Below are 12,811 nucleotides of genomic sequence, written 5' to 3'. Positions count from 1 at the left end.
CAGGTTTATCGGTGTAACTGCTGTTATAGGGAGTTCAGGCTTTGAGCTTGGACAAAGAACGGACTCGAAACCTTGTGCAGAGGAAAAGTGCCAATCACCTGCGTAATGTAAAGGCTAGATTTATTGATAAATATCATGCCGTTCCTGAAAGTAAAACAAAACGCCCGCATTCATAGAGCGGGCGTTTTAGTGATTATCCAACAGGAAGGACAATTACTTCATGGTTTCAACTTTCTGCTGTAGAGCATCCAGCTGTTTTATCTTGCCCTGAAGGCCCATAGATTGGTAGTTGATAGATGCTGGGTTCATCAACTGGCCTTGCTGCATTGGGTAATCAGGCAGTGTCTTGAAGAAATCACCGATCACGTCCTGAATCGGTACGAATAGCCACATGTTGTCCGCCATCCAGCGTAGGTACATACCAGATTCATGTGGTGCTTTTTCAAATGGGTCAGCACGTAGGTGAATGATCTGCGGCCAGTTCTGCTCAAAGCGAACAGCATCAGAAATGTTACCTTTCATGACGGCAAAGTTCAGCTTCCAATCATGCCAGCGAACCGCATTCAGCTCACCATTGGCAGAGAAGTAAAGCAAGGATTCACGAGGGCCTTTGTCTTCTTTACCTTCAAAATAAGGTTTGAAGTTATAGCCATCAATGTGAACTCGCCATTCCTTACCGTTAGCTTTATAGCCGTCAGCCAGTTTTTCTTTGACATCCGGTACACCGGCAGCAGCCATTAGCGTTGGTAGCCAATCTTGGTGAGCCATCATGTCATTGAAGCGAGAGCCTGGTTCAATAACACCCGGCCAACGTACAAGCTGAGGTACGCGCATACCGCCTTCCCAGGTTGTACCTTTTTCACCATGGAATGGGGTTGCACCGCCATCAGGCCATGTTGCGGTTTCAGCACCGTTATCCGTTGAGTAAATAACGATGGTGTTATCGGCAATTTTTAGCTCGTCTAGCTTGTCGAGCAAGATACCAACATGATCATCATGCTCTAGCATGCCATCGGCGTAAATACTGATCCCCGATTTGCCTTGGTACTTCTCTTGTAGGCGCGTCCAAACGTGCATGCGGGTAGTGTTGTGCCAAATGAAGAAAGGCTTGTCGGCTTTTACCGCTTTTTCCATAAAGGCAAGTGATGCTTCCAAGAACTCCTCATCCGCATGTTCCATACGCTTGCGAGTCATCGGGCCAGTGTCCTCAATCTTGCCATCCGCGTAAGACTTGATCACACCGCGTGGACCATAGTTTTTGCGGAACTCAGGATCTTTCGGATAGTAGTAGGTTTCAGGCTCTTCTTCTGCGTTGAGGTGGTAGAGGTTGCCAAAGAACTCATCAAAGCCGTGGGCAGTCGGTAAGTGTTGGTCTTGATCACCTAGGTGGTTCTTGCCAAATTGCGCGGTCATGTAACCTTGCTCTTTTAGCAAGTCAGCAATGGTTGGAGCCCAGTCAGGAATACCGTGTGTTGAGCCTGGCATACCAATAGTAAGAAGGCCGGTACGGAAAGGTTCCTGCCCGGTAATAAATGACGCACGACCTGCAGTACAAGATTGCTGTCCGTAGTGATCGGTAAACAGTGCACCTTCATTAGCGATACGGTCGATATTAGGGGTTTCGTAACCCATCATACCCTGGTTGTAGGCACTGATGTTCCAGTAACCGACATCATCACCGAAAATCGCCAGGATATTTGGTTGGTCTGCCGCAACGGCAGCACCGGAGGTTGCAAGCACCCCGAAACCGACGGCCAGTTTACTTACTTGGTTTGCCATAGTAACTCCATGCAAAATTAGAGAGTTGATTTGTTGTTGGGGCTAAGTTACTGGCAACTAAGGGTCTCTGTCGCTTTATAGCAGTTATAACCTTTAGTTAAGTGGCTGATGTAATGCTCTGTTTTATATGGCTTTATTTGATGTAAGAGGCAAGGTGAGCAAAATCCTGTTTGTGATATTTGTCACATCATCTTTCTGCGTTGCTTTTTTAGCGCGGTGTATTTCCCGGTAAATAAACGCCATTAATTTTACCGATGTAAGTCGCGGAACGACTCATTGTGAGCTATTAATTTTTGTTGCACGGCACCATTTTAACTTAGTGACTGAGGTTTATATGACAGCGAGAAAAGGCTTCAAAAGCCGAATAATGATACTTGCGACCCTGTTGGTCAGTGCCGCAAGCAGTAGTATCGCAGCAGAGAAACCCAATATTTTGGTTATTTGGGGGGATGACATCGGGCAGACCAATCTTAGTGCCTACACCTTTGGGTTGGTTGGTTATAACACGCCGAACATCGATAGCATTGCCAAAGAAGGGATGATGTTTACCGATTACTACGGTGAACAGTCCTGTACCGCCGGTCGTTCGACGTTTATTACCGGGCAAACGGTATTGCGAACTGGTCTAAGTAAAGTGGGCCTGCCTGGTGCAGATCTCGGCTTGCAGGCGGAAGATGCCACTATCGCTGAGCTATTGAAACCCCTGGGTTATATGACAGGGCAGTTTGGCAAGAACCACCTTGGCGATAAAGATGAACACCTGCCGACCAACCACGGTTTCGATGAGTTCTTCGGCAATCTCTATCACCTCAACGCAGAAGAAGAACCCGAAAATGTCGATTACCCTAAAAACCCTGAGTTTCGCAAGAAATTCGGGCCACGTGGTGTGATTCGCTCCTACGCTGATGGCAAAATCGAAGATACCGGCCCGTTGACCCGTAAACGGATGGAAACTGTCGATGATGAAACCCTTGAAGCGGCATTGGACTTTATGGATCGTGCAGTTAAAGCCGAGAAGCCTTTTTTTGTATGGTGGAATGCGACCCGTATGCATTTCCGGACCCATGTAAAAGAAGAGAATTCGGGTAAGACGGGTATTAGCTTCTATGCCGACGGTATGGTTGAGCATGACAACCACGTCGGTGTGCTGCTGAAGAAAGTCGATGATCTCGGTATCAAGGACAATACAATTGTTTTCTATTCGACCGATAACGGCCCACACATGAACTCGTGGCCTGATGCCGGTTTAACCCCATTCCGTGGTGAGAAAAATACCAACTGGGAAGGGGCATACCGAGTGCCTGCCATGGTGCGCTGGCCGGGCAAGATCAAGCCGGGTAGTGTGTCCAACGAAATCATGCACCATATGGACTGGATGCCAACTTTCCTCGCCGCCGCCGGTGATGATCAGATCAAAGAGAAATTGATAGAAGGCTATCAGGCGGGTGACAAGAATTTTAAAGTCCATCTTGATGGGTACAACTTCTTGCCTTATTTAACCGGGGAAGTCGATACTGGTCCACGAGAAGAGATCTTCTATTTTACCGATGACGGCGATCTGAGTTCACTGCGCTACAACAACTGGAAGATTGTTTTCTTGGAGCAGCGAGCCAAAGGGACACTGCGGATTTGGGCTGAACCTTTTACCCCGCTCCGTGTACCAAAGATCTTCAACTTGAGGATGGATCCTTACGAGGTGGCCGATATAACCTCCAATTCTTATTACGACTGGATGCTAGACCGTGCCTTTATGCTGGTACCAGCACAAGCCTACGTGGCTAAGTTCCTAGAAACATTCAAGGCGTTTCCGCCAAGGCAAAAAGCGGCAAGTTTCTCTCTCGATCAGGTGATGGAAAAACTCCAGCAGCCGCCAAATAAATAAGATGTTGAATTTAGGGCTCTTCGGAGCCCTTTTTTTTGTCTCCATGCTCTATCTTTAATCAATGGCACAACAATCTTTCATGGAAGCCTATTCAAGGATGATAAAAGCGCAAATCGGAATGTTGATGGCATTGCCGCTGTGCTGGTTGATAGTTTTCGTCATGACGCAGCCGGCAACAGCACAGTCAGTGAATTATGTGGGCAGTGAAGCCTGTATCGATTGTCATAACCGACAAGTAGAGGCGTGGCGAGGTTCGCACCACGAGATGGCAATGAAGCATGCCACTGCCACATCGGTGTTGGGCAATTTTTCCGATCAGAGTTTGCAGCACGATGGCAAAACAAACCGCTTTTTCAGCAAAAACGGGGAATATTGGGTCAATATTGCGGGGGCTGATCAAAAGTTTGCTGATTTCAAAATTAGCTATACCTTTGGTGTCTACCCTCTACAGCAATATATGGTTGAGTTTCCCGATGGCCGGATTCAGCTAATTCCCTTTGCATGGGATTCCCGCGCGCCGGAGAAAGGGGGGCAGCGTTGGTTTCATTTATACCCAGAGCTGACACCAGCGGATGAGTTCTACTGGACCAATGCGGGGCAAAATTGGAATTTTATGTGTGCGGATTGCCACTCAACCAACATCAAGAAAAACTACAATGAAGGGTCCAATTCATACGATACGACGTGGTCTGACATCAATGTTGGCTGTGAAGCTTGTCATGGCCCGGCGAGTGGTCATATTGATTACATTGCAAGGGGAAAGGGTGAACAGTCTACGTCAGAATCAGAAGGCCTAATGGATGCACGACAAGTGGGGTTCACCCGAGATCTTGGCGTACAGGTCAAACAATGGGTTGCAAGGGAGGGCGATAAGACATTACAGCCCCAATTAATAGAACCGACAGAACAAACGCAGACCTGTGCTCAATGCCATAGCCGGCGAACCCAACTCAACCAGACAGCCGATCATGTTAAAGGCTCTTTTCTGGATAGGTATCGCCTGAGCTTGATCACCCCGGAGCTTTATTATCACGATGGCCAAATTTATGATGAGGACTATGTGTATGGCTCGTTTCTGCAATCACGGATGGCCCAAAAAGGGGTGACCTGCACCAACTGCCATGATCCCCATACGGCAAAACTAACCGTTGCTGAGGAAGCGGTCTGCAGCCAGTGCCATGTATCACCCGAATATGCGTCAAGTGAGCACACCTTGCACCAGCCGGGAACCGAAGCGGCCAAGTGTACGACCTGCCACATGCCAGAGACGACGTATATGCAAATTGACCCGAGGCGGGATCACAGCTGGCATGTTCCTCGACCTGATTTGAGCCAGCATATAAAGACGCCCAATGTGTGTACCGGTTGCCATCAAGATAAAACCAACCTGTGGGCGGACAAAGAGTTAGGCAAGCGTTTCCCCAACTCGGCCTACCGCCATCAGCAGCATTTCGGTGTCGCGTTCTATGCCGACAGCATCAATCACCAAGCCGCTCCCGACGCACTTTCGTATACCGCACAAGACTCAAGCCTGAGCGACATTATTCGCGGCTCGGCATTGTCCCGAATGGCTGGTAATACCGGACAAAATACCCTGGTAGCGTTGGCGCGAGCGGTAAAGCATGACAGTGAGCTGATCCGGTTGGGTGCGATTGAGGGGGCGTCGGGATACGGCTGGCCGGAGCGATGGCAGATCCTATCGCCCTTGTTAACAGACCCGGTACTGGCAGTAAGGACAGAAACGGCCGGGGCTTTGGTCGAGTTTTGGCAGCAGATGCCGCTGCAACAAAGAGACCGTCTCAACGGGCCGCTGCAAGAGTATATCGAAATCCAGAAATTTAACGCCGATAGAGGCTTTGGCCGGACCAATTTGGCCAATGTGTATCGTGCGATGGGGGAGATGGACAAAGCGGTTTTATGGTATCAGGGGGCTATCGAGGTTGAGCCTTACTTTGCTAATAGTTACGTCAATCTGGCGGATCTGTACCGAAGCCAGAATAACGACGAGCTTGCCTTGCAAGTTTTGCAGCAGGGGATGGAAGCCCAGCCGAATGACAGTGCGCTCCCTTACAGTGCAGGTTTAGCACTGCTTCGGACGGGTAAGGCGGGAAAAGCGAACCAGTATTTGAAACGAGCTGCTGAAAAGGCCGTTGGAAATGCGCATTACTGGTATGTCTATGGTTTGGCGTTGGAAAAAAGTGATGTGCTGGCCTCAAGCCGGGCATTGTCTTCTGCGTTTGATATCAGTGGCAACCCGCAACACCTATATGCTCAGTGTGAAGTATTGGCACGAAATTACCAGTTGGGTGAAGTGGCTGCGGAATTTGAAAGCTGCACTCAACAACTTGGTCAAATCGTTGCGCCGGAGGTTGTTAAACAGTTGAAAGTACGGGCTGGAAATTAGCTTGGCTGTAATGGCTATTATAACCAATAGTTATCGGTCTTGCAGGTACGATAGTGGCAATTGAACAATGGCGTAATTACGTAACATAGGTGAGGGTAAGTCATGAACCAAGCACAACAGGCTATCAAGCAGCTCATTGAGCAAACAGAAAAAAGTGTGATTGGTCAACGCCATGTTGTTGAAGCTTTGGTTATTGGGTTAGTGGCTAACGGTCATATCTTGCTAGAGGGGCTACCCGGTACGGCTAAAACACGGTCGGTAAAATCATTGGCAAATTTGCTCAACACTGATTTCGGACGAATTCAGTTTACTCCAGATCTCTTGCCATCGGATGTGACAGGAACAGAGATCTATCAGGATCTCGACGGTAAACCTCAGCTGCATTTTCAACCAGGGCCAATCTTCAATAGCATTGTCCTGGCCGATGAGGTCAACCGTGCACCGGCAAAAGTCCAGGCGGCTTTGCTCGAAGCTATGGCTGAGGGAACAATTACCGTAGGCGATACGACTCATCAACTGCCTGAACTTTTTATGGTGCTGGCAACCCAGAACCCTGTAGAGCAAGAAGGGACATATCCGTTGCCGGAAGCACAGATGGACCGCTTTATGATGAAGGTTACCGTCGAATACCCTGAGGATGATGCAGAGCGTGACATTATCCGTTTAGTCCGAGGAGAAGAGTTAGGTACCGAGGCTGCCCGAGCGCAAGATGAAGCGCTGGGAAATATCGACGCTGATGTGGTACTCGAAGCCCGCCGCCAACTTCCCCACATTGCCGTTTCTGATCTGGTTGAGCGTTATATTGTCGCTTTGGTTATGGCGACCCGTAAACCAGAACGTTACCCCGACTCCAATTTGGTCAAATGGATTGAGGTCGGCTCGAGCCCTCGAGCCTCCATCGCCTTGGATAAATGTGCCCGTGCTTATGCATGGCTACAGGGGCGTGATCATGTTTTGCCTGATGATGTACGTGCCATGGCACCCATGGTACTGGGGCACCGTTTTACACTGACCTACGATGCACTGGCTGACGGAATTAATCATCTGAGGATTGTCGAAGAGCTGCTTGACCATGTAGAGATCGGATAATCGGGGGGCACTATGGCAAAGCCAAACATTGCTCCTCAATCAAAAGGGCTCGATGGTCGGATTTATTGTGATTATTCGCGCTTGGTGCGTCTGCAGTCCCAAGTCGGAACCTTTAGTCTACTTCCGCACTTGAAAGCCGGCAGTGTACTATCGGGCAGGCACAATTCTTTGTTTCGCGGCCGAGGTTTGAACTTCGAAGAACTTCGCCATTACCAACTGGGTGACGATATTCGAAACCTAGACTGGAAAGTCACATTGCGTACCGGCAAACCGCATGTACGTAGCTATACCGAAGAAAAAGACCGCAATGTGATCATCTGTGTCGATCAGCGTAGCCAAATGTTTTTTTCGTCAACCCAGGTGATGAAGTCGGTCATTGCAGCGGAAATCGCCGCCATGTGTGGCTGGCGGGTTTTGAAAGATGGCGATCGTGTCGGTGTGGTTGTCGCTTCCGCAGAGAAAATCTATCACTGTCAGTCCCAGCGCTCGCAGCATGCGTTCATGGCGCAGCTCAAATTATTGGCGAAAGCTAACCAGCAGTTAAGTGTTGATACCACCAATAGTGAAAGGGTGAGCTTTTCACTTTGGCTGGAACAGCTTAAGCGGATGAATTTAGCCCAATCAACCCTGGTTTTTATTACCGATTGGCGTGATTGCGACGAGCATCACCTCGAGCAGCTCAAGCAGCTGCAAATCCATAATGATGTGTTGGCCGTGCTGGTTAACGATCCGCTTGAGCAAACCCTGCCGGGAGAGCTGGCCAAGTCGAACTGGGTTGTGGGGGATGGCCAGTATCAGCTGACTCTTGATAGCAAGGAAAAAGTCGCTCAGGCCAGTGCGACTTTGAGCGAGCGCAGTGTGCTTACTCGCCAGTCTCTGACCCGCCTGATGGCGTTGAAGCAATTACCGTTTATTGAGCTGGATACCTCGGGATCACATATCGCCCAGTTCCAGCGGCTTGTTGGGAGGCAGTAGCCATGAGCATCGAACATTCGCCTCCTAGCACCTACATTCTGCGTGAATTGTATGATGTTACCGTACCTGAAAGCGTCAGTTGGATACCACAGACGATAGGCTGGAAAGTCCTGCTTGTCTTGTTGTGCGTTATTGCCGGCTACCTTTGCTATCGCCGGCTAGTACGCTGGTGGCATAACCGTTATCGAGCTGAGGCGCGGACAGCGGTTACTCGCTTGCCTATGCATCGAGGCCTTGAAGGCAGTGTAGATAGTGGCGCTTTCGACGGTGCTTTATTTTCAATACTGAAAATTGTTCTGGTTTATTTGGAGCCAGCCAACGCTAAGCTATTTGGTCACGCCTTTTTGCAAAAGCTTGATGAGCTAGGCAATGGCAGAGTGACCTTCCAGGATGAGCTTGGTACCCGGTGGGTTCAGTCATTGGTTGACCCTTCAATCACCCTTGGTAGGGAAGAACAAGCACTGCTACGCGAGAAAGCTTTGTGCTGGATTCGGGAGCACGAAGGCCGGTCAATGACGAAACATGTCTCGCTCAGAGCGGCTTTGGCCAAGCTGCTCAATGGAAATAAAAAACAAGGGGAAGGCCACCATGTTTAATTTCTCATTGTTCGATCTGGAGTTCGTTTACCCATGGTGGTTTTTGGCGTTGCCATTCCCCTTGATTGTCTTCTATTTCGTGCCGGCATACCGCACCAAGCAAAGCGCAATAAAAGTGCCTTTTTTCAGTCAGCTTATAGAAGCCCTGGGCGAAGTGCCGTCAGCGGGGGCAAGCCAGCTGTCACCATCCTGGTGGCAGCGAATGACTCTGGTGATTTCTTGGATATTGGTGATTACCGCTTTGGCCAAACCGACAATACTGGGAGCGCCACAGATCCGGGAGAGCTTCGGTAGGGACGTGATGGTGTTGGTTGATCTGTCTGGTTCGATGGCCGAGCGGGATTTCTCCTCTTCAACGGGAAACAATGTCTCCCGCCTGGATGCCGCCAAGGAAGTACTGGCCGACTTTGCCAAAACACGACAGGGCGACCGCTTGGGGCTCATTTTGTTTGGTGATGCCGCTTTTTTGCAGACCCCGTTTACCGCCGATCAAGACGTATGGCTTGCGCTGCTTAATCAAACAGAAGTAGCGATGGCCGGTCAGAGTACCCATCTAGGTGATGCCATGGGACTGGCAATAAAGGTGTTTGATCAAAGCCATCAAGAAAAAGGGGACGAAGACCGGGAAAAGGTGGCGATTGTGCTGACCGACGGCAATGACACTGGAAGTTTTGTTGAACCGATAGAAGCAGCCAAAGTGGCTAAAGCTAAGGGTGTCAGGATCCATATGATAGCGATGGGGGATCCGCAAACGGTTGGCGAGGCTGCATTGGATATGGCAACAATCAATCGTGTTGCCAATGAATCTGGCGGGCAGGCATTTGTTGCGCTCGACCGTGAATCGCTGCTGGGGGCTTATCAAGAAATCGGCAAGCTAGAACCTCAGCTCTATGAGAGTTCGACCTACCGCCCTAAACAAAGTATTCACCACTACCTGATTGCAATAGTCGTGGTGATGTACCTTATTGCCTTTACCATGGCGACGCTGAACCGTGGTAGAAGGCTTGGTCAGGGCATGGAGAAAAACAATGTTTGATAGTCTCAGCCTGCAGCAGGCGATCAGCCAATTTCATTTCATCAGGCCGTTGTGGCTGTTGGTGCTTGTACCGATGGGACTGTTGTTCTGGCTCCGCTGGCGTGAAGCCAACCAACCGGGCTGGCAAGAAGTATTGCCCAAGCACCTCCGTCAGGTATTAACCATTGGGGAAAAAGGTTGGAGCAAGCAACTCCCCCTTAAATTGCTGATGGTGATTATTGCGATGGCCATCCTGATCTGTGCTGGGCCGACCTGGCAACGCCAAGCCTCTCCGTTTGGTGAAGACAAAGCGTCATTGCTGGTGTTGCTCGACAGCAGTGAGTCAATGTTGCAGCAAGACCTGCCGCCAAGTCGACTGGAGCGTGCCAAGCAGAAGGTGCGCGATCTACTCGAGTTACGACAGGGAGGGAGCACGGGGTTGGTTGTGTATGCCGGATCTGCCCATGTCGCAATGCCGATGACTCAGGATACCAAGGTGTTCGAGCCGATTTTGGCTGCAATTTCTCCTGATATCATGCCGGCGGAGGGTAAATTTGCCGAAAAAACCTTACCGCTTATCGAGCAGTTGCTGCAGGGAAGACCCGGTTCGACGGTATTGTTGGTATCTGATGGTGCAAATCCTAATACCATTGCTGCTTTTAACGCATTTTTCAGCGACAAGCCTTACCAGTTAATGATTCTGGGCGCGGGCAATCGGGATGTTGTCAGTAGTGCCCCTGCTGACTTTGCTTCCCTACGCCAGTTGGCGAGCGAAGTTGGGGGGCGTTTCATCGAAATCACGGTAGACAATAGCGATGTTGAAAGGCTCAACCGCACAGTCGAGCGAAATATGCAGCTAAATGGCGAGTCTTCTATGCCCTGGCAAGATATGGGCTATCAGCTGTTGTTACCGATTGCTTTGGCGATGCTGCTTTGGTTTCGAAAAGGCTGGTTGGTGCAATGGTGCGTCGTACTGTCACTGACCGGAACGCTATTGGCGGCGCCTGCGGTTAATGCTGAAACCATTATTGCATCCAAGGCGCAAACTGCGGAACCCGCTGAACAAGTGACAATTTGGGACAAAACGGTTCAAGGGTGGTGGGATTTGTGGTTAACTCCCGATCAGCAAGGCCAGCGCCTGTTCAACCAAGGACAATATCTTGAAGCGGCAAAACATTTTGTTGACCCACTGAGGAAGGGAACCGCCTACTATTACGCCAGTGAGTATAAGCAAGCCCACCGTGTTTTTTTGCAAATGGATACCGACTTTGGCTTATACAATGCCGCCAGTGCGTTGGCTCGAGAACGTGAGTATCTAGCGGCAAGAGATTTATTACGGTCCTTGGCAGAGAAGGATACCTTGTCGACTGAGCTGCGACCAAGTGTTGAGCATAACCTAAAAGTCATTAGCGGTATTGTCGATGAAATCAACCGTACCAGTGAGAGCCAGGCCGGGACCACAGATGGGCCGGAAGAGTCCTTCGAACTAAGTGATGACAAACCTCGCACAGCGGAAGGTGCCGATGAGCAGACTGCAGCTGAATTAATGATTAAAGAAACACTGAATGCTAATGAGATCTTGGGGAGCAATGAGCTCGCTGACAAGTGGTTGAAGCGGGTCGAGGCCGATCCAAAGTATTTCTTGCGGGCAAAATTCCAGATCCAACGTAATCAATCAAATCAACCAAAGGAAGGCGGAGAATTGCAGCAATGACATCGCTATTTCCAGCAACGTGGTTACCACATTGGCAGAAATATTTAACCTCTGTAGCCGCCATTATTTTTGTCTTTTTTGCCTCTCTTGCCAGTAGTTTGAGTTACGCTGTAACGATTCCGGATTTACAGCGTAGCAATGATGTCGAGATTAAGGCATGGCTGGCAGTAAACAGTACCGATGAGTCCGGTAAGAAAGTGCCTTCCTTTAGTGTAAATGAACAGGTGATTTTATACATTGAAGTTGCGACCCCGCGTTGGTTTACCGGCGGAACGCAGATAGAGCCAGTGGAGATCCCCAATGTAATTGCCAAGCAGCGCAATCAGCTCGCGACCAATTATACCGAGCGAAAAGGGGGGGTAACATGGTCACGGCAACGGTGGGAAATCACCTTGTACCCGATAAAGTCCGGTTCCTATTCAGTACCTTCGCTGGCGGTGAATGTACAAGTGTCAGCACCTGATGGTTCCAATGTATCGGGTACCATGTATACCCAGCCTTTGGCTTTTGATGTCAACCTGCCGTCAGGGTTGCTCAGTGATCAAACGCCTTGGTTTACTGCCACAAATGTGCAAGTCAAACAGGAGTGGCAGCAATCGAGCGAAGAGCTGAAAGTCGGCGATGCAATTACCCGCAAAGTGACGATTCAGGCCCAGGACACGCTTTCCGTCCTCCTGCCAAACCTGCTCACAAGGGAAGCGTCAGATTACTTTCAAGCTTATCCCCAGCCTCATCGTTTGGAAGACTCACAAACCCGAGGAAACTATCAGTCTTCCAGGGTTGAGGAAACCGTGTATGTGATCCAGCAGGGTGGCGACTTTAGTTTCCCAGATCAGCAATTTCAGTGGTGGAATGCCCAAACTAATCAACTGGAAACCGTTACCGTTGAGGGTAAGCAATTCCACGCCCGCCATACACCAGCCTCATTTGTGAAAGCGAACCTGCGTATCCTGATTGCTGCCATGACCACAATGGGCATCGTGCTAACCGCTTTCTCGCTTGGCCGACGTTATTATCGCACTCGCCCCAGACCACCATGGCTTCTGTTCTGGCTTGATGTCAGGGGAGGAAAGTGGGCTCAGGCCAGGACGAAACTTTATCGGCAATTGCGCCTTTTAACCAATCAGCTTGAAATGAATAAAGCAAAGGATACTAGCGACTGGTTGATAACAAGTGGTCAGCTCCAGGCTGGCGATGAGAAAGCGCACGTGTTTAAGAAAATGTGGCGGTTGATCCGTGCCCAGCGGCAATCTGGTGGAAGGTTTAAGCTGCCAAAAGTATTACCTAAGCTAGATGAGGTTCACAAGGCGCGATATTAGTACTTCAAGTTACTGATAATTAATGTCTATCATTGGAA

General features: G+C 49.6%; 9 protein-coding genes. 8 read left to right on the top strand and 1 reads right to left on the bottom strand.

The features are described from left to right. Positions 1–213: 213 nt before the first annotated feature. Positions 214–1,779, bottom strand: a complete 1,566-nt coding sequence (locus tag PTW35_RS09710; protein ID WP_281024808.1) for an arylsulfatase — start codon at positions 1,777–1,779, stop codon at positions 214–216. A 334-nt stretch (positions 1,780–2,113) separates the two neighbouring features. Between PTW35_RS09710 and PTW35_RS09705 the strand changes: the two genes are divergently transcribed. The 8 genes from PTW35_RS09705 to PTW35_RS09670 all read left to right on the top strand — a co-directional run bounded on the left by PTW35_RS09705 (position 2,114) and on the right by PTW35_RS09670 (position 12,773). After that, on the top strand, positions 2,114–3,661 hold the full coding sequence (locus PTW35_RS09705) for an arylsulfatase (RefSeq protein ID WP_281024807.1): 1,548 nt from the start codon (positions 2,114–2,116) through the stop codon (positions 3,659–3,661). A gap of 118 nt (positions 3,662–3,779) precedes the next feature. Continuing rightward, positions 3,780–6,065 (top strand): multiheme c-type cytochrome, encoded by a 2,286-nt coding sequence (locus PTW35_RS09700; RefSeq protein WP_281027479.1) that lies wholly within the window; start codon positions 3,780–3,782, stop codon positions 6,063–6,065. A gap of 102 nt (positions 6,066–6,167) precedes the next feature. Further along, complete coding sequence (locus PTW35_RS09695; protein ID WP_281024806.1) at positions 6,168–7,154, top strand: MoxR family ATPase; 987 nt, start codon at positions 6,168–6,170, stop codon at positions 7,152–7,154. A gap of 12 nt (positions 7,155–7,166) precedes the next feature. Then, positions 7,167–8,129 (top strand): DUF58 domain-containing protein, encoded by a 963-nt coding sequence (locus PTW35_RS09690; protein WP_281024805.1) that lies wholly within the window; start codon positions 7,167–7,169, stop codon positions 8,127–8,129. Positions 8,130–8,131: 2 nt separating this feature from the next. Further along, positions 8,132–8,725 (top strand): DUF4381 domain-containing protein, encoded by a 594-nt coding sequence (locus PTW35_RS09685; RefSeq protein WP_281024804.1) that lies wholly within the window; start codon positions 8,132–8,134, stop codon positions 8,723–8,725. Then, positions 8,718–9,761, top strand: a complete 1,044-nt coding sequence (locus tag PTW35_RS09680) for a VWA domain-containing protein (protein ID WP_281024803.1) — start codon at positions 8,718–8,720, stop codon at positions 9,759–9,761. Before PTW35_RS09685 ends, PTW35_RS09680 begins: the two co-directional genes overlap by 8 nt. Then, positions 9,754–11,454: a VWA domain-containing protein gene (locus PTW35_RS09675; protein ID WP_281024802.1), complete on the top strand. Its 1,701-nt coding sequence runs from the start codon at positions 9,754–9,756 to the stop codon at positions 11,452–11,454. Before PTW35_RS09680 ends, PTW35_RS09675 begins: the two co-directional genes overlap by 8 nt. Next, positions 11,451–12,773, top strand: a complete 1,323-nt coding sequence (locus tag PTW35_RS09670) for a hypothetical protein (RefSeq protein ID WP_281024801.1) — start codon at positions 11,451–11,453, stop codon at positions 12,771–12,773. The genes PTW35_RS09675 and PTW35_RS09670 overlap by 4 nt, the downstream gene beginning before the upstream one ends. Positions 12,774–12,811 lie beyond the last annotated feature (38 nt).

Source organism: Photobacterium sp. DA100 (assembly GCF_029223585.1).
GTDB lineage: Bacteria > Pseudomonadota > Gammaproteobacteria > Enterobacterales > Vibrionaceae > Photobacterium.
This window is presented reverse-complemented; position numbering and strand designations above follow the sequence as displayed.

Excerpts from the sequence above, each read along its gene's own strand:
- PTW35_RS09710 (WP_281024808.1), bottom strand. The coding sequence starts at position 1,779 with ATGGCAAACCAAGTAAGTAAACTGGCCGTCGGTTTCGGGGTGCTTGCA.
- PTW35_RS09670 (WP_281024801.1), top strand. The coding sequence starts at position 11,451 with ATGACATCGCTATTTCCAGCAACGTGGTTACCACATTGGCAGAAATAT.
- PTW35_RS09675 (WP_281024802.1), top strand. The coding sequence starts at position 9,754 with ATGTTTGATAGTCTCAGCCTGCAGCAGGCGATCAGCCAATTTCATTTC.
- PTW35_RS09690 (WP_281024805.1), top strand. The coding sequence starts at position 7,167 with ATGGCAAAGCCAAACATTGCTCCTCAATCAAAAGGGCTCGATGGTCGG.
- PTW35_RS09700 (WP_281027479.1), top strand. The coding sequence starts at position 3,780 with ATGTTGATGGCATTGCCGCTGTGCTGGTTGATAGTTTTCGTCATGACG.
- PTW35_RS09705 (WP_281024807.1), top strand. The coding sequence starts at position 2,114 with ATGACAGCGAGAAAAGGCTTCAAAAGCCGAATAATGATACTTGCGACC.
- PTW35_RS09680 (WP_281024803.1), top strand. The coding sequence starts at position 8,718 with ATGTTTAATTTCTCATTGTTCGATCTGGAGTTCGTTTACCCATGGTGG.
- PTW35_RS09685 (WP_281024804.1), top strand. The coding sequence starts at position 8,132 with ATGAGCATCGAACATTCGCCTCCTAGCACCTACATTCTGCGTGAATTG.
- PTW35_RS09695 (WP_281024806.1), top strand. The coding sequence starts at position 6,168 with ATGAACCAAGCACAACAGGCTATCAAGCAGCTCATTGAGCAAACAGAA.